Source organism: Pseudoxanthomonas sp. 3HH-4, from assembly GCF_006716465.1.
Taxonomy (GTDB): domain Bacteria; phylum Pseudomonadota; class Gammaproteobacteria; order Xanthomonadales; family Xanthomonadaceae; genus Pseudoxanthomonas_A.
In genome coordinates, this window is sequence record NZ_VFPB01000001.1 from 78,483 (window position 1) to 98,417 (window position 19,935).

General features: G+C 66.7%; 16 protein-coding genes. 6 read left to right on the forward strand and 10 right to left on the reverse strand.

Annotation, left to right across the window (positions count from 1 at the left end; all coding sequences use genetic code 11):
* Together FB548_RS18700 and FB548_RS00330 are read right to left on the reverse strand one after the other, a co-directional pair.
* Window positions 1–1,731, reverse strand: a 1,731-nt coding sequence (locus tag FB548_RS18700; protein WP_185741917.1) for a hypothetical protein, incomplete at its 3' end; no start/stop codon positions are given.
* 469 nt (window positions 1,732–2,200) lie between these two features.
* Window positions 2,201–2,950 carry a GntR family transcriptional regulator gene (locus FB548_RS00330; RefSeq protein WP_142122798.1) on the reverse strand — a complete coding sequence of 250 codons (750 nt, stop codon included), beginning with the start codon at window positions 2,948–2,950 and terminating at the stop codon, window positions 2,201–2,203.
* Between the two features lie 124 nt (window positions 2,951–3,074).
* On the opposite strand from FB548_RS00330, the gene zwf reads away from it, so the two are divergent.
* The 4 genes from zwf to FB548_RS00350 all read left to right on the forward strand — a co-directional run bounded on the left by zwf (window position 3,075) and on the right by FB548_RS00350 (window position 8,084).
* Window positions 3,075–4,553: a glucose-6-phosphate dehydrogenase gene (zwf, locus tag FB548_RS00335; RefSeq protein WP_255470241.1), complete on the forward strand. Its 1,479-nt coding sequence runs from the start codon at window positions 3,075–3,077 to the stop codon at window positions 4,551–4,553.
* A gap of 87 nt (window positions 4,554–4,640) precedes the next feature.
* Entirely contained in the window at window positions 4,641–5,354 is a 714-nt protein-coding gene (pgl, locus tag FB548_RS00340) for a 6-phosphogluconolactonase (protein ID WP_142122800.1), read from the forward strand.
* A gap of 166 nt (window positions 5,355–5,520) precedes the next feature.
* Window positions 5,521–6,039, forward strand: a complete 519-nt coding sequence (locus FB548_RS00345; protein ID WP_142122801.1) for a c-type cytochrome — start codon at window positions 5,521–5,523, stop codon at window positions 6,037–6,039.
* A 314-nt stretch (window positions 6,040–6,353) separates the two neighbouring features.
* Window positions 6,354–8,084, forward strand: a complete 1,731-nt coding sequence (locus FB548_RS00350) for an ExeM/NucH family extracellular endonuclease (RefSeq protein WP_142122802.1) — start codon at window positions 6,354–6,356, stop codon at window positions 8,082–8,084.
* A gap of 38 nt (window positions 8,085–8,122) precedes the next feature.
* Here the strand turns inward: FB548_RS00350 and FB548_RS00355 are convergent, their stop codons facing one another.
* The 6 genes from FB548_RS00355 to FB548_RS00380 form a co-directional block, all read right to left on the reverse strand.
* Window positions 8,123–8,698: a tetratricopeptide repeat protein gene (locus FB548_RS00355; RefSeq protein WP_142122803.1), complete on the reverse strand. Its 576-nt coding sequence runs from the start codon at window positions 8,696–8,698 to the stop codon at window positions 8,123–8,125.
* Window positions 8,699–8,794: 96 nt separating this feature from the next.
* Complete coding sequence (locus tag FB548_RS00360; protein ID WP_185741918.1) at window positions 8,795–9,340, reverse strand: DUF1697 domain-containing protein; 546 nt, start codon at window positions 9,338–9,340, stop codon at window positions 8,795–8,797.
* A gap of 7 nt (window positions 9,341–9,347) precedes the next feature.
* Complete coding sequence (locus tag FB548_RS00365) at window positions 9,348–9,578, reverse strand: DUF1653 domain-containing protein (protein WP_142122805.1); 231 nt, start codon at window positions 9,576–9,578, stop codon at window positions 9,348–9,350.
* A gap of 122 nt (window positions 9,579–9,700) precedes the next feature.
* A complete protein-coding gene (locus FB548_RS00370; RefSeq protein WP_142122806.1) occupies window positions 9,701–10,084 on the reverse strand; it encodes a hypothetical protein in 384 nt (127 codons plus the stop codon).
* Window positions 10,085–10,263: 179 nt separating this feature from the next.
* A complete protein-coding gene (gene ggt, locus FB548_RS00375; protein WP_142122807.1) occupies window positions 10,264–11,997 on the reverse strand; it encodes a gamma-glutamyltransferase in 1,734 nt (577 codons plus the stop codon).
* 51 nt (window positions 11,998–12,048) lie between these two features.
* Complete coding sequence (locus FB548_RS00380; RefSeq protein ID WP_255470242.1) at window positions 12,049–12,681, reverse strand: tetratricopeptide repeat protein; 633 nt, start codon at window positions 12,679–12,681, stop codon at window positions 12,049–12,051.
* Window positions 12,682–12,836: 155 nt separating this feature from the next.
* Between FB548_RS00380 and FB548_RS00385 the strand changes: the two genes are divergently transcribed.
* Window positions 12,837–16,547, forward strand: a complete 3,711-nt coding sequence (locus tag FB548_RS00385; RefSeq protein WP_142122808.1) for an indolepyruvate ferredoxin oxidoreductase family protein — start codon at window positions 12,837–12,839, stop codon at window positions 16,545–16,547.
* Between the two features lie 42 nt (window positions 16,548–16,589).
* On the opposite strand, the gene FB548_RS00390 is transcribed toward FB548_RS00385, so the two are convergent.
* Window positions 16,590–17,189, reverse strand: a complete 600-nt coding sequence (locus FB548_RS00390; RefSeq protein WP_142122809.1) for a DUF938 domain-containing protein — start codon at window positions 17,187–17,189, stop codon at window positions 16,590–16,592.
* Window positions 17,186–18,019 (reverse strand): NYN domain-containing protein, encoded by an 834-nt coding sequence (locus FB548_RS00395; protein ID WP_142122810.1) that lies wholly within the window; start codon window positions 18,017–18,019, stop codon window positions 17,186–17,188. The genes FB548_RS00390 and FB548_RS00395 overlap by 4 nt, the downstream gene beginning before the upstream one ends.
* Before the next feature lie 124 nt (window positions 18,020–18,143).
* Here FB548_RS00395 and FB548_RS00400 point away from each other — a divergent pair, with 124 nt between their 5' ends.
* Entirely contained in the window at window positions 18,144–19,772 is a 1,629-nt protein-coding gene (locus FB548_RS00400; protein ID WP_185741919.1) for a TldD/PmbA family protein, read from the forward strand.
* Window positions 19,773–19,935 lie beyond the last annotated feature (163 nt).

The following is a 19,935-nucleotide window of genomic DNA, read 5'->3' on the forward strand; positions in this document are numbered from 1 at the left end:
GTTGCCGCTGTTGGTCACCAGGTAGCTGTACGACAGCACGTCACCCACCGCCGCATAGCTCGGCGTGGTCGTCGTCTTGTCGATCGTCAGCGCAGGCGTCTGCGTCGCCGTCACCGTCACCGTGTCCGGCGGCGAGATCGTCGTGCCATCGCTGGCGCTGGCGATGTTCGTCACCGTGCCCGCATCCAGGTCCGCCTGCGTCACCGTGTACGTCGCCGTGCACGTGATCGACTGCGTCGGCGCCAGGCCACCGGCCGGCAGCGCCGGGCAGGTCACCGTCGCGATCCGGTCGTCGGTCACCGTGATGGCCGCCGTGATCGTCGTGTTGCCGCTGTTGGTCACCAGGTAGCTGTACGACAGCACGTCACCCACCGCCGCATAGCTCGGCGTGGTCGTCGTCTTGTCGATCGTCAGCGCAGGTGCGGGCTGGAAGGTGTTGACGATGGTGCAAGTTGCGGACTGCCCGTTAGCCAATGTCAGCTGGTTGCCCGACAGGGTGCCGGCCGTGCAGTTCCAACTGCTCCCGACATAGTCGGCGGGACCGCCGGACTCGGACAACGTATAGGTCCCTGCGGAAACCTGACCGGTCGCACCGCCTGCTCCGCTGATGGACGTCGGGCCGGTCGCTGTCAGGGTCCAGCTGGCCGGGGATGCCGTTCCGCCGCCGGTGTTGTCCACCGTCTTGACCAGCGTCAGCTGAGCAGCCTGGTCGTTGTTGGTGATCGTGCAGGTCGCGCTCTGGCCATTGACCAAGGTCAGCTGGCTGCCCGACAGGGTGCCGGCCGTGCAGCTCCACGCACCAGCGGTATAGCCGGCCGCCGTCACTTCCGACAGTGTGTACACGCCGGCGTTGATCGACCGGTTGGTCACCGCGCCTGTGCCGCTCACGCCGGTGATCGTCCTCGGACCGGTCGCCGTCAGCGGGAAGTCCGCCACCGTGGCCGTGCCGCCATTGTCGTTGACCACCGTCTTGACCAGCGTCAGTGTCGCGGGCTGGTCGTTGTTGGTGATCGTGCAGGTCGCGCTCTGGCCGTTGGCCAGGGTCAGCTGGCTGCCCGACAAGGTGCCGGCCGTGCAACTCCACGCGCCGGCGGTGTAGCCGGCCGCCGTCACTTCCGACAGCGTGTACACGCCGGCGTTGACTGATCGGTTGGTCACCGCAGCCGTGCCGCTCACGCCGGTGATCGTCGTCGGACCGGTCGCCGTCAGCGGGAAGCTGGTGACCGTGGCGGTGCCGCCATTGTCATTGACCACCGTCTTGACCAGCGTCAGCGTCGCGGGACGGTCGTTGTTGGTGATCGTGCAGGTCGCGACATCATTGCCGACCAGGCTGATGCTGTTCGCGGATACTGCTGCGCCACCATTCTTGACGCAGCTCCAGGTGCTGGCGGTGTAAGCCGTAGGTCCGCCTGTCTCCGACAGGGCATAGTTCCCTGCGGGGACCGCTGCGCCGGTAACAGCCGCCGCGCCGGTAGTGCCTGAAATAGTCCTTGAGGTCCCCGTCGCGACCAGTGTCCACGCTGTGGCCGGAGCAGTGCCGCCGTTGTCGTTGACGACCTGCTTGACCAGGGTCAGGCGGGGCAACGCAAGTACACCAACCGTCACGGTAGAGGTGTTGTTCGCTGCGTTGCTGTCGACCACCGGAGAACCGGGAGGCAGGGCCACCGTAGCGGTGTTCTGGACCGAGGTCTGCGCATGCGCGGGCGCTAGAGCCGCCAGAGTGACCAACATCAAACCCGATGTGGTCACCATGTGGCGGCGAAGGGCCGCTTTGAAGAAGTAGGTCAGGCCGTGCACGGTAGTCCCTTGCGCTGAATCTGGACGAGCCAGCCGGGGACTGCCTCCCCCAAGGCTGTCTTGAAGTTGCCACCCCTCACCGCACCGCCCATTCGCCGCGGGGTTTTGGGGTCTACGTCACAATTCGCGGCCCACGCCCTAGAGAGGACACGAGATCCAGAAATGTGATGGCGATTACGTCTTTACGAAATCTTAGCGTCAAATTGTAGACGGATAACACTACATTCATATACATGATCACACTTTTCACGTGCCGTACACCAGTTTTTTGACGCCTCCGGTCGGAGAACCGGGCAGGCGGGCCCGAGTGACGTGCAAGCGAAAGCGTCCCGCCACCCAGGAGGTGGCAGGTCAGGGAGATCGGCATCTGGGTGGGCAGGCCCGTCAGGGCCTGCGGCAGGCGTCAGTCGCTCTGCAGTTCGGCGACGAAGTCGTAGGCATCGCCGCGATAATAGGACCGGGTGGACTCCACGACCCGGCCGTCCTCCAGGAAGGCCCGGCGCTCGACCAGCAGGCCCGGGGCGCCGACCGGCAGTTCGAGGTGGCGGGCCGCCTCCTCATCCAGCGCCACGGCCCGCAGACGCTGCAGGGCCCGCCTGGGCCGGTGGCCATAGGCGTCCAGCGCCTCATACAAGGAGGTCGTCACGCTGTCCGGCTCGGGCAGCAGCGCATACGGCACCAGGGTGCGCTCGATGGCGATCGGCGCCCCGTCCACGTGGCGCAGGCGGTACATGCGCACCACGCCGCTGCCGGGTGACAGGTTCAGCGCCATCGACTCTTCCGGGGTCACTTCACCCACCGAGCGCTCCAGGAACTTCACCTGCGGATTGAGCCCGCGCTCGCGCAGGTCGTCGGTGAAGCTGGTCAGGCGGGAGAACTGGCGCAGGATGCGCTCGGCCACGAACGTGCCGGCGCCTTGACGCTGCACGAGCAGACCACTTTCGATCAGCCCGGCCAGCGCCTTGCGAATGGTCACCCGCGAGAGATCCAGCAACTGGGCCAGGTCGCGCTCGCTGGGAAGCGCCTGCCCCGGCTTCAGCACGCCCGCGTCCATCAGGTTCTGCAGCGCGCGGCGCAGGCGCAGGTAGGCCACGGCGCGGGTGGACTCCCCGGTCTGCAACCGCTGGTATTCCTCGAGCAGGTTCTTTTGCATGAAAATCAAGATACCAGTGCCGTACCAATATCGCAACAATCCTTTTATACGTCGGACCTGTTGGCGTCACGTGGTACCGCGGTGGTATTGTAATTGCTCATTCCCGTTGCACCGAGACACCCCCGTGACTGCGAAGACCCTGCCCGTCGATATCTTCGATCTCGTCATCTTCGGTGGCACCGGCGACCTGGCGCTGCGCAAGCTGCTGCCCGGCCTGCTGCGCCGCTACGCCGACGGCCAGATCCCCGAAGACAGCCGCATCCTGGGCGTGGCCCGCGACAAGCAGGGCGATGCGGAGTACCGCGCGAAGGTCGGTGATGCATTGGCCCGCGCCTGCGGCAACGACGAATCGCTGAAGGCCAGGCTGCCGGCGTTCCTCGAAAAGTTGGGCTATCAGGCCCTAGATGCCACCAAGGACGAGGGTTGGGACGACTTCGCTGCCCGCCTGCAGACCACCGGCGACCGCATCCGCGTGTTCTACCTGTCCACCAGCCCCACGCTGTTCGTGAACATCTGCGACCGCCTGCGCACGCACGGCCTGAACACCGGCGGCGCCCGCGTGGTCATCGAGAAACCCATCGGCCACGACTCGGCCAGTGCCGCCGTCATCAATGACGCCGTCGGCAGCGCGTTCGCGGAAAGCCAGATCTTCCGCATCGACCACTACCTGGGCAAAGAGACCGTCCAGAACCTGCTGGCGCTGCGCTTCGCCAACATCCTGTTCGAGCCGCTGTGGAATGCCAGCCGCATCGACCACGTGCAGATCACCGTGGCCGAGACCGTCGGCCTGGAGAAGCGCGCCGGCTACTACGACACCTCCGGCGCGCTGCGCGACATGGTGCAGAATCATCTGCTGCAGTTGCTGTGCATGGTGGCGATGGAACCGCCGGCCGCGCTGCAGGCCGACGCCGTGCGCGACGAGAAACTGAAGGTGCTGCGCTCGCTGCGCCCGATCACCGCCGAAGACGCCGGCCAACTGACCGTGCGTGGCCAGTACCGCGCCGGCGCCAGCAACGGCGCCGCCGTGCCCGGCTACCTGGACGAACTGGGCCGCGACGATTCGCGCACCGAGACCTTCGTGGCCATCAAGGCCGAAGTGGACAACTGGCGCTGGGCTGGCGTGCCGTTCTACCTGCGCACCGGCAAGCGCCTGTCCGAGCGCGTGTCGGAGATCGTCATCGCCTTCAAGCACGTGCCGCATTCCATCTTCGAGGACAGCGCCGGCCCCGTGATGGGCAACAAGCTGGTGCTGCGCCTGCAGCCGGACGAAGGCGTCAAGCTGTGGCTGATGATCAAGGACCCGGGGCCCGGCGGCCTGCGCCTGCAGCATGTGCCGCTGGACATGAGCTTCGCCGAAGCCTTCGGCGTACACCAGCCGGAAGCCTACGAACGCCTGCTGATGGATGTGGTGCGCGGCAACCAGACGCTCTTCATGCGCCGCGACGAAGTGGAAGCGGCCTGGAAGTGGGTCGACCCGATCCTGGCCGCCTGGGAAAACCTGCGCGAAGCCCCCAAGCCCTACACCGCCGGCTCATGGGGCCCCAGCGCCGCGGTGGCCCTGGTCGAACGCGACGGCCGCACCTGGCACGAAGACACCGTCTGACGCTGCCGGCCCCGCTCCCGCGGGGCCTAGCTCCGGCCACCGGCCGGCCGGCCTTCCCCCGGGAAGCCCCCACTCCCGAGTCGCCCCATGCCCCCCACCGATCTCTCGTTGCAGATCCAGCTGCACCCGTTCCCCGACGGCGACGCCGTCGCGACCGCGCTTGCCCAGGCGGTGACGGACGACCTGCGTACTGCGCTCGCCCAGCGCGGCCAAGCCAGCATCGCCCTGTCCGGCGGCACCACCCCGCGCCGCTTCCTGCAGGCACTGTCGCGGCAGCCGCTGGACTGGGCGAACGTCACCGTCACCCTGGTCGACGAACGCTGGGTACCCGACGGACACGAGCGCTCCAACGCCCGCCTGGTGAAGGAACACCTGCTCCAGAACGCCGCCGCCAGCGCGCGCTTCGTTCCACTCCACCGGCCCACCGCCACGCCGGACGACGCCCTCGCTGACGTCGCCGCCGACCTGCCGCCGGCGCTGGACGTGGTCGTGCTGGGCATGGGTGGCGACGGGCACACCGCCTCGTTCTTCCCCGGCGGCGACCGCCTCGCCGACGCGATGGACCCGGCCACGACCGCCGCCGTGCTGCCGATGCGCGCACCCGGTGCCGGCGAACCCCGCATCACCCTGACCCTTCCCATGCTGCGCGATGCCGGCCATCTGTACCTGCACATCGAAGGCGGCGAGAAGCGCCAGGTGCTCCAGCAGGCCCTGTCGGGCCACGGCGCGGGCGCCGGCTATCCGATCCGTACGCTGATGCAGGTGTTGCGCGCGCCATTGCAGGTCTATCTGGCGCAGTGATCGCGATGCGCCGGTGTTGAGGCAAAGACGGCCTCACTGCTTATAATGCGTCCTTGCCCGCGGCGCTCCGGCGCCCGGTCCCGCCTGGATCGCGCAGCGCGTTGTCCGTCGGCCCCCGTTTTCGTAGCCATGCGCGGCCCCACGGCCGTGCTGCCAAAGGTGGAAAGTGCGTAACTACGACCTCGAATTCCTCAAGCATTTCTCGATGGTGATCGGCTTCCTGGTGCTGGTCACCGGTGGCCTGATCGTCGGTGCGTACTTCCTGCACGACACCCTGCCGCCGGAAGTGAACCCCAAGGCCGTGCAGATCACCGAGGCGCGCATCGCCCCGGCCGGCGCCGTCTATGCCGGTGAAACCGGTGCTGCTGCCCAGGCTGCCGCCGCGGCCGCCGCGCAGGCCGCCGCCGCCTCGCAGGTCGCCTACGGCGGTACGCTGGATGGTGGCGAGATCTACAAGAACCTGTGTGGCGCCTGCCACACCAACGGCGTGGGCAAGGCCCCGATGCTGACCGCCGCCAGCATGGGCGCACGCGCCGCCAAGGGCGTGGACACGCTGTACAAGCACGCCATCGAAGGCTTCACCGGCCCGGACGGCGGCATCATGCCCCCGAAGGGCGGCAACCCGGCCCTCACCGACGAGCAGGTGCACGCCACGGTCGACTGGATGCTGTCCAACAGCAAGTAAGGCCTCGCGCCTTCCACGAAACGCCGCCTCCGGGCGGCGTTTTTGTTTGTGTCGTGGGATCTCAACCGCTTTCCTTCTCCCCGCCTGCGGGGAGAAGGTGCCGAAGGCGGATGAGGGGCGAACGGAGACAGTTTGCGATAGAGCAGGTCCTCCCTCCGCGTTCGATATGCCACGACGATGTTGAGCCCCAGGGCGCCGTCGCCCCTCACCCGCCCGCCCGCCGGGCACCCTCTCCCCGCACGCGGGGCGAGGGGAAAACCTTCCGTCACCCAATCCGTTTACCCTTGCCGCCTCGCTCCACAGGTCACCCACCGATGACGTCGTCCCGCTCGCTGCTTACGCTCGCCCTGCTCGCCTCCCTCTCGCTGCCGGCCTGTGCGGCCGCGCCGAAGGAGCGCGTCATTCCCATCGGCCAGGTGCAGGGCGAAGGCACGCGCAGTCCGCTCGAAGATCAGACGGTCATCGTGCAGGGCATCGTCACCGGCGTGTTCCTGGAAGGCCTCGGCGGCTTCTTCGTGCAGAACTCCGACGACGGCAACGCCAAGACCTCCGACGCGCTCTTCGTCGCCGTGGAAGGAGGCGCGGTGCCACCTTCGGTAGCCGTAGGACAGTCCGTCCGCATCCGCGGCATCGTGGGTGAACGCAAGGCGGGTGGCAGCGACTCGCTGACCGCGCTGCACGCAGCCCGGATTGAGGTCCTTTCCATCCGGGCCAATGCTGCCCCGATCACCGTGCTGACCGCGCAGCCCGCCGACTGGGAAGCACTGGAAGGCATGCATGTCCGCATCGATGCCCCGCTCACGCTCACCGGCACCGATACGCTGGAGCGCTTCGGCGAACTCGCCACCAGTTTCGGTGGTCGCCTGTGGCAGCCGAGCGAACTCGCCACGCCCGGCAGCGCGGAAGCCAAGCGCCTCGCCGCCGACAACGCGCGCCGCAAACTGGTCCTGGACGACGGCAGCGCCAAGCGCGATCCCGCCGCCGTCTGGTACGTGAAGGATGGCCAGCCCCTGCGCACCGGCACCGTGCTGACCGGCGTGCAGGGCATCGTCGAACCCCGCCTCGGTGGCTGGCGCCTGCAGCTCACCGCCGCACCGGCGATCGCCGCGCCGGAACGCCCAGCTGCGCCGCAGGTCGCCGGCAACGTGCGCGTCGCCGCGTTCAATCTGGAAAACCTGTTCAACGGGGACGGCAAGGGTGGCGGCTTCCCCACCGAGCGCGGCGCGAAGACACCGGGGCAACTGACGGCGCAGCTGGCCAAGCTCACCGCGACCATCCGCGGCCTGAACCCCGACATCGCCGCGTTGATGGAACTGGAGAACGACGGCTACGGCGCCGACTCCAGCCTCGCGCAGCTGGTCGCCGCATTGAACACCGAGGGTGGCACGTGGCGCTTCGTCGACGCCAAACAGGGCCCCGGCCCCGACACCATCCGCGTCGGCATCATCTACCGCAGCGACAAGGTAAAGCCCACCGGCAAGCCCGCCACGCTGCAGGAAGGCCCGTTCGGCGAACGCAGCCGCAGCCCGCTGGCGCAGGCGTTCGTGCGCGGCACCGGCAAACCCTTCGTCGTGGTCGCCAATCATCTGAAGTCCAAGGGCTGCTCCGAAGCCACCGGCCTGGACGCCGACCAGAAGGACGGCGCGGGCTGCTGGAATGCGCTGCGCCTGGATTCGGCACAGCGTCTCGACGCGTGGCTGAAGACCGATCCCACCCGCACTCGCAGCGACCGCATCGTCATGCTCGGCGACTTCAACGCCTACGCGATGGAAGCGCCCGTACGCTGGCTGCGCGACGATGCCGGCTGGGTGGATGCGTTCAAGCAGGCCCGCATCGAACAACCCTACAGTTACGTTTACAGCGGCCTCACCGGTCGCCTCGACCACGCCCTGCTCAGCCCGTCACTGGCGAAGCAGCTGCGCGGCGCCGCCGAGTGGCACATCAACGCCGACGAGCAGGACGCGCAGGGTTACGCCGACGGCGACCCCACGGTGCCGTTCCGCAGCTCCGACCATGATCCGCTGCTGCTGGGGCTTGATCTGTAAGCTCCATTAGCCAGACGCAGGTCTCCTATCAGGACGAGCTATCGCTCGTCCACCACGATGCGGTGGACCTGTGCTTGGGCAGCAGGCAGCACGTCAGGTGCAATGGCAAGCATCTCTGCCTTCTGAGCTTCCGCCATACGGACGATGTCCTCACCACCACCGCCGTCCGGATCATCGGGCCTGCGCTTTGCCGATTCGATTGCATACAGGATCCACGCCAACCCCTGCACCTGATCCTTCTCTGTCCCATCGCCATGGAAGATCGCGCTCCCCAGATGCACTTGGGCCTCCGAGTGACCAGCACGAGCAGCTTCCGTCCAAAGTAGAACGGCTCTCCGATGATCCTGCTTCACTTCTAGTCCTTCGAAGAGCAGGTAACCCAGGTTGTTCTTGGCGGGCACGACACCGGCGTTGGCAGCCTTCTCCCAAAGGTATGCCGCCTTCCGGTAACTCTTTTCAACGCACGCGCCGACATAGAATCCTACGCCCAGGTTATAGATAGCAGTCGTATCGTCCAGCGCGGCACCTATCGCCGTTTCCTGTATTTCCGAGCACTCTTCCTTCGCCCACGCGGGGAAGGAAAGAAGCAGAAAGATTGCGAGCGCCCATTTCATTTACTCAGCCTCCCCGGTTGTTCGAATGGATGGATGGGGCATGCGTTCCGGCTTCGCAATTCCACACCCCGTGCCTTAAGAAACCATGCCAGAACATCAGGTGCCGGCCTCGTCCACCAGCGCCAGCAACTTCTGCACGGTGGCCCAGTTGCGCGTGGTCGCCGCCTTCCCGGCCTTGCCCAGCAACACCTCCGCCGCCTTGCTCTCAAGGATGCCGCTGGCGCAATGCAGGTAGGCGGCGTGCGCACCGACGTGGAACTGTTCCGGCGCGACGACGTGCGGCTCGATCGCCGACATGGTCGCAAGGACGCCAGCTTCCGCCACGAAAGCGACCAGCAGACGTGAGGGATCGTCGGCCGTGCTGGCAAACGGGTTTTCCTTGGCGATCAACGCCAGATCCTTGGCCGACACCACGATGACGGGCACCGCGATGCCGAGTCGCGTTGCGATGGCGGCCGAAATATCGGTGGCCAACTTCTTCGGTGCACCCTTGCTTGCCTTGAAGACGACGTTCCCACTGTTGAGCAGCGTGGCGACGTCGGTGTAGCCGAGGCCCTCCAGCAACGCGCGCAGGTCGGCCATCGCAATGCGCTTGGCCTTGCCGACGTTGATGCCGCGGAGCAGGGCGATGTAAGCGGTCATGCGCGCCTCATTCAACCGGTGCGAAGCGCCGCACGCTGCGCCCGTCCACCAGCACCTCTTCGCAGAACATCGCATACGGCCGCACCCACAACCCGCCTTCGCCGTAAAGCGCGCGATACACCACCACCGGCTCCAGCGTCTCGCTGTGCCGCGCCACGGCGACCACTTCGTAGTCGTTGCCCTTGTAGTGGCGGTAGAGGCCGGTGGGAAGTTCTGGGAGGGCGGGGAGTGTGGTCATGGGATGTCCGTAGGATGGGTGGACCCGGGGGCGATACCCATCGCCATGCATTGGAGTGTGGACATGATGGGTAGACCAGCTGCGCGGTTGACAGCCGATTCGCTCAACCCATGCTACGGCGCTCAACATGTCCAGTAGATCTTGCGCTGCAGATCGACGACTTCCGGTCCATCACTGCAGCCACCCACATCGATGGCGGTCGCGTCCTCCGGTTGCGCCGCGATGATCCATTGCCTGCTCGCCGCGTGCCACACGATCATGCCTTCCGCGATCAGGCCCCGGGGGAATACGTCATTGCGATCATGATTGGTCAGCCTGATGCGCCCATCCTCGATCCAGGCCTCGAGCCGGATGCTGGGCAGGTCGCGGTGTTCCGCGAACCGATGCTGGAAGGCATAAGTACCCGACGGCAACGGCATCGCGGGCTCGGAGGTCAACGCGGCGGGCATCACGCCGAGTATCCCGGCCAACGAAACCGTCAGTCTTCCCACGATCCGGACGCGCATTCCATTCTCCTGCCCACAGCAACCTCACCCACCGCATCGTAGTGCGGCGACCGCGGGGGCTCCGCTGCGTTCTTCCCGAGAGGTTGGGGTGAGCTTGCGAACCCGACGCGCAGAAACTCTGTCGCCGCGATGTCGGGGCTCACTCAGGTCACCCCAACCTGTGAAAAGTTTGCGGACCCTCAATACCCCGCTGCCTGCCCATCCTTGCGGCTCTCGCTGGCGCCGTAGTACACGCCCGTTTCAGGGTCGCGCTTGATGGCCTGGTAGCCGCCGTACGGGCCCAGCGCCCACTCGACATGGTGGCCCTTGTCCATCAGCGCGCGCACGGTTTCGTAGGGGAAGCCGGACTCCAGCTGCACCACGCCGCCGTCGGTCATCGCGGTGGCGCTGCCGACCGGTTCTGTGGAGCCGTCGTGCTGCACGCGCGGCGCATCGCCAGCTTCCTGCAGGGTCATGCCGAAGTCGACCAGGTTCATCACGATCTGCACGTGACCCTGCGGCTGCATGGCGCCGCCCATCACGCCGAAGCTGACCCACGGCTTGCCGTCCCGGGTGATGAAGGCCGGGATGATGGTCTGGAACGGACGCTTGCCCGGCGCGTAGCAGTTGGGATGCGGCGTGGCGCCGTCGCAGCCGTTGAGCACGAACATCTCGCCGCGGTCCTGCAGGATGAAGCCCAGGCCGGTGGGCGCCATGCCACTGCCCATGCCGCGGTAGTTGGACTGGATCAGCGAGACCATCATCCCGTCCTTGTCGGCGACGGTCATGTAAATGGTGTCGCCCTCGTCCAGTTCCTTCGGCGTGCCGGGTTGCACTTCGCGCAGCACCTTGTCGGGCGAGATCAGCTTCGCGCGGTCACGCGCATACGGCTTGGAGATCAGGCGCGCGACCGGTGCTGGCTGGAAAGCGGGGTCGGCATACCAGCGCGCGCGGTCGGCGAAGGCCAGCTTCTTGGCCTCCACCAGCAGGTGCACGTGTTCGGGGCTGCCAAACGGGATTTTCGAGAAATCGTAGCCTTCCAGCACGTTGAGTATCTGCAGCGCAGCGATGCCCTGACCGTTCGGCGGCAGTTCCCACACGTCGTAGCCACGATAGTTGGTACTGACGGGCGCGACCCACTCGCCGGTATGCGCCGCCATGTCTTCATACGACAGGAAGCCACCGTTGGCCTTGAAGTACGTGTCGATGGTGCGCGCGATATCGCCCTTGTAGAACGCGTCGCGGCCGCCGTCGGCGATCTTCTGCAGCGTGTTGGCAAGATAGGGGTTCTTCCACATCTCGCCGGTACGCGGTGCGCGTCCGCCGATGGTGAATTGCTCGGTGAAGCCCGGGAACTTCGACAGCCGCGGTACCGAGCGCTCCCAGTAGTAGGCAATCGTCTGGTGGACCGGGTGGCCGTCGCGCGCATAGCGGATGGTCGGCGCCAGCACGTCGCGCATCGGCAGCTTGCCGAAGCGGTCGTGCAGCGCGAACCAGCCATCCACTGCACCCGGCACGCTGACCGGCAGCGGCCCGAGCGCGGGGATGTCGGTGATGCCCTGCTGCTTGAAGTAGTCCAGCGTCAGCGACTTCGGCGAGCGGCCCGAGCCGTTGTAGCCGTGCAGTTTCTTCGTCTTCGGATCCCAGACGATGGCGAACAGATCACCGCCGATGCCGTTGCCGGTGGGTTCCATCAGGCCAAGCGCCGCGTTGGCGGCGATGGCAGCGTCCATCGCGGTGCCGCCCTGCTTCATCACGTCCAGCGCGATCTGCGTGGCGAGGGGATGCGAGGTGGCGGCCATCGCGTGCGGTGCGATGACGTCCGAACGCGTGGCGAACGCGCGCCCGGTAATGCGGTCGGCGGCGGAAGCAGGCAATACGGCGGCGGCGGCCAAGGCTGTCGCCAGGCAGGACATCAGGAGAGTGCGCATCATCGTCGGGCGATGGCGCGCACCGCGCGCGCCTTCAGCCGCCGATATTACGCATTACGGCCAAGTCGGCGGATTGACCTGCCACGCGCCGAGCACTTCGGCCAGTGTGTCGCGGTCTTCCTGCCGCCAGTCCGGCAGCAGTGCCGCGAAGTTCCGCGCGTCGGTCCACTGCGTGGGCTCGGTGCGCACGGCGGCGCCGAACCACTGCACGGCTTCGTCCTTGCGGCCCAGCTTCCATAGCGCCAGCCCGAGCGTGGGCGGCACCCACGAGGCCCCGCCTACAGCGCCCACCAGCGGGATCCATTGGTCCAGCGCCTCCTGGAATTGTCCCTGCCGGTAGAGATCCCAGCCGTAATTCCAGCGGATCGACCGCCATGTATGGCTGCCGTCCTGTGCACCGGCCAGCGCCTGCTGATACAGCTGTCCGCCCAGATCGGCACGGCCGCCCGCAATGGCGACATGCGCCAGCTGGGCGGTGGCTTCCACCGTCTTGCGGCCGCGTTCGCGCGCCTTCATCAGCTGGTCGATCAACGCGTCGCCCTCCACGCCGGTGATCGCTACCACGGGTGCCGCCGCGCGGTCTTCGTCGAAGTAGAACTCCTTCGGCTTCGGCAGGTTCTGCGCCTGCGCCGAAAAAACGCTCAATGCCAGCACGGCGGCCAGCAGCAGATATTTACCGGATTTCACAGCATCCCCCAGACAACAGTGTTCCCCCGACTGCCATCCTAACCGCTGCAACGCACAACAGCCGAGTGACCGGCGTCACAGAAAAAGCCGCTGTTACAATGCGTGCCTTCATGCCCGAGGGGTTTTCGGGCCACGCCAGCCGCTTTGGGCCCGCCATGACCAGCACCGCCGAACTCACCTCGCCCTCGTCCGCCAACACGCCGCAGATCGGGGTGATAGACAGCGATTACACGCTGGAGCACAAATACACCCGCACTGACGGCCGCATCTACCTGAGCGGCGTGCAGGCGCTGGTGCGGCTGCCGCTGATGCAGCGGCTGCGCGACCAGGCGGCCGGGCTGAACACCGCCGGCTTCATCAGCGGTTACCGCGGCAGCCCGCTGGGTGGCTTCGACCTGGAGCTGTGGCGGGCGCGCAAGCATCTGGAGGCGGCAGCGGTGAAGTTCATCCCGGGCCTCAACGAGGACCTGGGCGCGACCATGGTGTGGGGCACGCAGCAGACCAACCTGTTCCCGGGCGCCAAGGTCGATGGCGTGTATTCCATGTGGTACGGCAAGGGACCGGGCGTGGACCGCTGCGGCGACGTATTCAAGCACGGCAACGCGGCGGGCACTTCGAAGTTCGGCGGCGTGCTCGCGTTGGCGGCGGACGACCACAACTGCCGCAGCTCGACGCTGCCGCACGGTTCGGAAGACGAATTCGTCAGCGCGATGATGCCGGTGCTGAACCCGGCCGGCGTACAGGACATCCTCGACCTGGGGCTGGTGGGCTGGGCGATGAGCCGCTACACGGGCCGCTGGATCGGCTTCAAGACGATCGCCGAGACGGTGGAATCGTCGGCCTCGGTGCAGGTGGATCCGTTCGCGCGCAGCATCGTGCTGCCTGAAGATTTCGCGATGCCGGCGGGCGGGCTCAACATCCGCTGGCCGAATCCGCCGCTCGACCAGGAAATGCGTCTGCACAAGTATGCGGTGGCAGCCGCGCAGGCATTCGCGCGGGCGAACCAGGTGGACCGGATCGTGCTGGACTCACCGCGCGCGCGGCTTGGCATCGTCACCACCGGCAAGAGCTACCTGGACGTGCTGCAGGCCCTGGAGTATCTCGGCTTGGACGAACAGGCCTGCGCCGACATCGGCATCCGCGTCTACAAGGTCGGCATGACTTGGCCGCTGGAACCGGTCGGCATTACCGAGTTCGCCAAGGGACTGGAAGACATCGTGGTGGTGGAGGAGAAGCGCGCCTTCATCGAGCGGCAGATGAAGGAGTACTTCTACAACTGGCCGGCCAGCGCGGGCACGCGCCCCTCCATCGTCGGCAAGTACGACGAGGCCGGCGAATGGATCCTGCCGAGTACCGGCGAACTGACCCCGGCCACCATCGCCGGCGTGATCGGCAAGCGCATCCAGCGCTTCTTCACGACCGAATCCATCGAACAGCGCCTGCGCTGGATGGAAGAGAAGGAAGCCGAGATGGCGCTGCCGCGCGCGAACTTCCCGCGCGTGCCGCACTACTGCTCGGGCTGCCCGCACAACACCTCGACGGTGGTGCCGGAAGGCTCGCGCGCGCTCGGCGGCATCGGCTGCCACTACATGGTCACGTGGATGGACCGCAACACCGACACCTTCACCCACATGGGCGGCGAAGGCGTCACCTGGTCCGGGCAGGCGCCGTTCACCGAGACGCAGCACGTGTTCCAGAACCTGGGCGACGGCACGTTCTTCCACTCCGGCTCGCTGGCGGTGCGCCAGTCGGTCGCCACCGGGGTGAACATCACCTACAAGATCCTCTACAACGACGCCGTGGCGATGACCGGCGGCCAGCCGGTGGACGGCACGCTGTCGGTGCCGCAGATCGCGCACATGATGCGGTCCGAGGGCGTGGACACGATCGTGGTGGTCAGCGACGACGTGCGCAAGTGGAGCAAGCGCGAGCTGTTCCCGAGCGGCGTAGAGTTCTTCGACCGCGCGGAACTTGACGACGTGCAGCGACGCCTGCGCGAGGTGAAGGGCGTCTCCATCCTGATCTACGACCAGGTCTGCGCTACCGAGAAGCGCCGCCGCCGCAAGCGCGGCAAGCTGCCGGACCCGGCCAAGCGCACGATGGTCAACACGCTGGTCTGCGAAGGCTGCGGCGACTGCGGCGTGAAGAGCTTCTGCGTGTCGGTGCTGCCGAAGGAAACCGAGTTCGGCCGCAAGCGCGAGATCGACCAGTCCAACTGCAACAAGGACTTCCGCTGCGTCGACGGCTTCTGCCCCAGCTTCGTCACCGTGCACGGCGGCACGCCGCGCAAGGGCAAGAAGGCGAATGCGGCAGACCTGCTCGCTTCGCTGCCGGCGCCGACCTTCAAGTCCGACCTCGACCAGCCTTGGAACATCCTGATCACCGGCGTCGGCGGCACCGGCGTGGTGACCATCGGCGCGCTGCTCGGCATGGCCGGCCATCTGGAAGGCAAGGGCGCCAGCGTGCTCGACCAGACCGGCCTGGCGCAGAAGGGCGGCGCGGTGACCACGCACATCCGCATCGCGCGCACGCCGGAAGACATCCACGCCGTGCGCATCGCCGCCGGCGAGGCCGACCTGGTGCTGGGCTGCGACATGGTGGTGGTCAACGACTACTGGGTGCTGTCGAAGGTGCGCGGCGAGCGCTCGCAGGTGGTGTTGAACACCTACGAGGCGATGCCGGGCACGTTCACCACGCATCCGGACATGCAGTTCCCGGCCACCGACATCGTGGCCGGCGTCAAGGTCGCCCTCGGTGGTCGTGATCCGATGCTGGTCGATGCCACGCAGATCGCAACCGCACTGATCGGCGACGCGATCGGCAGCAACCTCTTCATGCTGGGCTACGCCTGGCAGCAGGGCCTGGTGCCGATCTCGTTCGAGGCGATCATGCGCGCGGTCGAACTCAATGGCGCCGCCATCGAGATGAACAAGACCGCGTTCGCCTGGGGCCGACTGGCCGTGGTCAACCCGCAGGCGGTGCAGGAAGCCGCCGGACTGATCCACAACACGCAGACCGAGAGCGAGCGCACGCCGGGCACGCTGCAGATCCTGCCGCCGGGCGAATGGGAAAGCACCGAGTGGGGCGCCAACGCCGCGCCGCGCAACCCCGGCAATGAGAGCGAGCTGCGCGGCCTGCCGGAAGGCGCGAGTGGCAGCGGCGACAACGTCGCGTTCCTGCCGCTGGACGACCTGCGGCTGTCGCGTTCGCTGGACGAACTGATCGCGCGCCGTTCGGCCTTCCTCACCGAGTACCAGGATGCCGCGTACGCGAGCCGTTACACGGACCTGGTCGCGAAGGTGCGCTCGGCCGAGGCCATCAAGGCGCCGGGCTCCAACGCCTTGACCGAGGCCGTGGCCCGCTACTTCTTCAAGCTGATGGCGTACAAGGACGAGTACGAAGTGGCGCGCCTGTACACCAGCGGCGATTTCCAGCGCCGTCTGCAGCAGCAGTTCGACGGCGACTACGAGGTGCACTTCCACCTCGCGCCGCCGCTGTTCGCCAAGAAGGACGCGCAGGGCCGCCTGATGAAGAAGGAATACGGTCCGTGGATGTTCAAGGCCTTCGGCTTGCTAGCGAAGCTGCGCTTCCTGCGCGGCGGCACGTTCGACGTGTTCGGTTACACCGACGAGCGCAAGAGCGAGCGCCAGTTGATCGGCGACTACGAGAAGACGATCAGCGACCTGCTGGCGGCATTGGACGCCGACCGCCTGGAACTGGCGGTCGAGATCGCCAGCATCCCCGAGCACATCCGCGGCTACGGCCACGTCAAGGAGAAGCACCTGCATGCCGCCAAGGCGCGCGAGGCCGAACTGCTCGGCATCTGGCGCAACCCGAAGGCGCTGCATATCGTGCAGGCGGCCTGACGATGAAAACCCCGCTCCGGCGGGGTTTTCTTCACCGGTCGGTCACTCTGTCCGTCGCCACACCAGGCAGCGGTTGTTCGCCGGCATCGCGTTGTCCTCCACCAGCACCAGTCCGATGCCGCGCGCCAGCGCATCGACCGCCTCGAAGTCGCGGATGCCCGAGGCGGGATCGCGATCCTTCAGCCACTGGTCGAACGCGCGGTTGCTGTCGCTGGTGAAATCGCCGCCGTAATTGAACGGACCGTAGACCACCAGCAGGCCACCACCCTCCAGCACGGCGGCGATACCGGCGAAGAACGCCCGAACCTGCGTCCATCCCATGATGTGCAGGCTGTTGGCGGTGAAGACGGCATCGAAGGTCGCGTCGGGCCATGGGCCGTCAACATCCAGCTCAATCGCAGGCGGCGTGTTGGGCAGGCCAGCATCGTCGCGCCACCGCGCGATGCCCGGCAGGTTGTCGGTGCGATCGCTGGCCTGCCACGACAGCCACGGCATCGCCGCGGCGAAGTGGACCGCATGCTGGCCGGTGCCGCTGCCGATTTCCAGCACACGGTGGGTGCCTGCGAAGTGACGCAGGAGCGCCTCGAGGATCGGCCCCTGGTTGCGTTCGCAGGAAGGTGCGAAGGGCTTTTCCGCCCTCATCCGCCCGCTGCACGTACGTAGAAGCGCTTCGCGCCGCCTTCGCCCGCGCGCTCCTCAACCGTGAAATGGCGCGGATGCGCCTTCATCAGGTCGCTGAGCTTCTTGTGTCCGTACAGGCGGGTGTCGAAGTCCGGACGTACCTTGCTGAGGTAGCTGCCGACGCTGCCGAGGAAGGCCCAGCCCTGGTCGTCGCTGGCTTCTTCGATGGCCTGGCGGATCAGGCGCAGCGGCAGTGATTCCGGCTTGACGACGTCGGCTACCGGCGACGAGGTCGGCTCGGCCTGCGGCACCGGCTTCTTCGCGGCTGGCCTGGCGGCCTTCTTAGCGGGCTTGGCCGGTGGCGGCGGTGGTGCGGGCACTTCACTGCGCAGCACCTCGACATAGATGAACTTGTCGCAGGCCTGCACGAACGCATCCGGTGTCTTGCGTTCGCCGAAGCCGTACACGGTCAGGCCTTCTTCGCGCAGTCGTTGCGCCAAGCGGGTGAAGTCGCTGTCACTGGAGACCAGGCACACGCCATCGAAGCGTCGCGTGTACATCAGGTCCATCGCGTCGATGATCAGCGAACTGTCGGTGGCGTTCTTGCCGCTGGTGTAGGCGAACTGCTGGACCGGATTTATCGAGTGCTTCAGCAGCGCCTGCTTCCACTGGGTCATGCGCGTGCTGGTGAAGTCGCCGTAGATGCGCTTCACGCTGGCGACGCCGTACTTGGCCACTTCCGCGAGCAGCCCTTCGATGACCGAAGGCTGGGCGTTGTCGGCATCGATCAGCACCGCCAGCCGCGGCTGCTCTTCGTCGTTCTCTGACCGGGCGACCGGGCGGGATTTCATACGGGGCGATTCCTGTGCGGGATGAGGCGCATTGTGCACCACGTGTGCACGGCATGACCGGCGTCACTTGACGCTGCGCTGCATGCCGACGACAGTCCGGGGGCTTTCGCTTCCGGACCCCGACATGCAACGACGCGACTTCCTCGCCTTGGGCGGACTGACCTTCGCCGGACTGGCCCTGCCCGGCACGCGCGTGATCGCCGCGGAGGCGTTGCTGGAACCCGGTGACGCCGCGAAGAAGAAGCGCCTGGCCGATACCGCGCTGGCGGCCGCAACGGCAGCAGGCGCGAGCTATTGCGATGTCCGTATCGGCCGCTACCTGCGACAGTCGCTGATCACCCGCGAGGACAAGGTGCAGAACGTGGTGAACACCGAATCCTCCGGCGTCGGCGTGCGCGTGATTGCGCAGGGCGCATGGGGTTTCGCGGCGACCCACGACCAGACGCCCGATGGCGTGGCGGCCGCGGCACGACAGGCGGTCGCCATCGCCCGCGCCAATGCGCGCATCCAGGGCAAGCCGGTGCAGCTGGCCCCGCTGAAGGGTGTCGGCGAGGTCGCCTGGCGCACGCCCATCGTGAAGAACGCCATGGCGGTGCCGGTGAAAGAGAAAGTGGACCTGCTGCTGGGCGCCAACGCCACCGCACTCGCCGCAGGCGCCAGTTTCGCGGCATCGCGCATGTTCGTGATCAACGAGCAGAAATACTTCGCCAGCACCGACGGGTCGTACATCGACCAGGACGTGCACCGCATCTGGGTGCCCTTCACCGTCACGGTGGTGGACAAGGTCAGTGGCAAATTCAAGACCCGCGACGGCCTGTCCGCGCCGATGGGCATGGGCTACGAGTATCTGGATGCCAACGCCGCCGACAAGTTCGCGCTGCCGGGCGGCGTTGTGGCCTACGGCGCCTCGTATGACCTGCGCGAGGATATCGTGGCGGCGGCGAAGCAGGCGCGCGCCAAGCTGACTGCGCCGTCGGTGAAGCCGGGCAAGTACGACCTGGTGCTGGACCCGTCCAACCTGTTCCTGACCATCCACGAGAACGTCGGCCACCCACTGGAACTGGACCGCGTGCTGGGCTACGAGGCCAACTACGCCGGTACCAGCTTCGCCACGCTGGACAAGCGCGAACAGAAGTTCCAGTGGGGCAGCCCGATCGTCAACTTCACCGCCGACAAGACCGAACCGCGCAGCCTGGGCGCGGTCGGCTACGACGACGAAGGCGTGAAGACGCGACGCTGGGACCTGGTGAAGGACGGCGTGCTGGTGAACTACCAGGCGACCCGCGATGAAGTGCACATCCTCGGCGAGGACGCCTCGCACGGCTGCAGCTACGCCGATTCGTGGAGCAGCGTGCAGTTCCAGCGCATGGCCAATGTGTCGCTGGCGCCGGGCAAGACGCCGCTGATGGTGGCGGAGATGGTGAAGGATGTGGAGAGCGGCCTCTACATCCATGGACGCGGGTCGTATTCGATCGACCAGCAACGCTACAACGCGCAGTTTGGCGGTCAGCTCTATTTCGAGATCAAGAACGGGCAGGTCACACGGCAGGTGGAGGACGCGGCCTACCAGATCCGCACGCCCGAATTCTGGAATGCGTGCACGGCGATCTGCGATGCGCGCGACTTCCGCCTCGGCGGTTCGTTCTTCGACGGCAAGGGACAACCCAGTCAGGTGTCGGCGGTCTCGCACGGCTCGGCGACCACGCGCTTCAACGGCATCAACATCATCAACACCGCGCGCAGCCTGGGTTGAGCCCTCGGCCGCAATCCCGGAGCGCGCGCAGGTAGCACTTCCATCGTCATCCCAGCGCGCGCTGGGATCCACTTTGCTCTTCACGCCGTATCCGACAGAGAGTCAAAAGCCAATGGATCCCAGCGTGCGCTGGGATGACGGTAAGGACCCCTACCCTGGGGCG

What these genes read in the sequence shown, in the direction of transcription:
- FB548_RS00390 (WP_142122809.1), bottom strand. Translation starts at nt 17,189, where the DNA reads ATGAGGGCGGAAAAGCCCTTCGCACCTTCCTGCGAACGCAACCAGGGG.
- pgl (WP_142122800.1), top strand. Translation starts at nt 4,641, where the DNA reads ATGCCCCCCACCGATCTCTCGTTGCAGATCCAGCTGCACCCGTTCCCC.
- FB548_RS00370 (WP_142122806.1), bottom strand. Translation starts at nt 10,084, where the DNA reads ATGCGCGTCCGGATCGTGGGAAGACTGACGGTTTCGTTGGCCGGGATA.
- FB548_RS00350 (WP_142122802.1), top strand. Translation starts at nt 6,354, where the DNA reads ATGACGTCGTCCCGCTCGCTGCTTACGCTCGCCCTGCTCGCCTCCCTC.
- FB548_RS00395 (WP_142122810.1), bottom strand. Translation starts at nt 18,019, where the DNA reads ATGAAATCCCGCCCGGTCGCCCGGTCAGAGAACGACGAAGAGCAGCCG.
- ggt (WP_142122807.1), bottom strand. Translation starts at nt 11,997, where the DNA reads ATGATGCGCACTCTCCTGATGTCCTGCCTGGCGACAGCCTTGGCCGCC.
- FB548_RS00355 (WP_142122803.1), bottom strand. Translation starts at nt 8,698, where the DNA reads ATGAAATGGGCGCTCGCAATCTTTCTGCTTCTTTCCTTCCCCGCGTGG.
- FB548_RS00385 (WP_142122808.1), top strand. Translation starts at nt 12,837, where the DNA reads ATGACCAGCACCGCCGAACTCACCTCGCCCTCGTCCGCCAACACGCCG.
- FB548_RS00360 (WP_185741918.1), bottom strand. Translation starts at nt 9,340, where the DNA reads ATGACCGCTTACATCGCCCTGCTCCGCGGCATCAACGTCGGCAAGGCC.
- FB548_RS00330 (WP_142122798.1), bottom strand. Translation starts at nt 2,950, where the DNA reads ATGCAAAAGAACCTGCTCGAGGAATACCAGCGGTTGCAGACCGGGGAG.
- FB548_RS00400 (WP_185741919.1), top strand. Translation starts at nt 18,144, where the DNA reads ATGCAACGACGCGACTTCCTCGCCTTGGGCGGACTGACCTTCGCCGGA.
- FB548_RS00365 (WP_142122805.1), bottom strand. Translation starts at nt 9,578, where the DNA reads ATGACCACACTCCCCGCCCTCCCAGAACTTCCCACCGGCCTCTACCGC.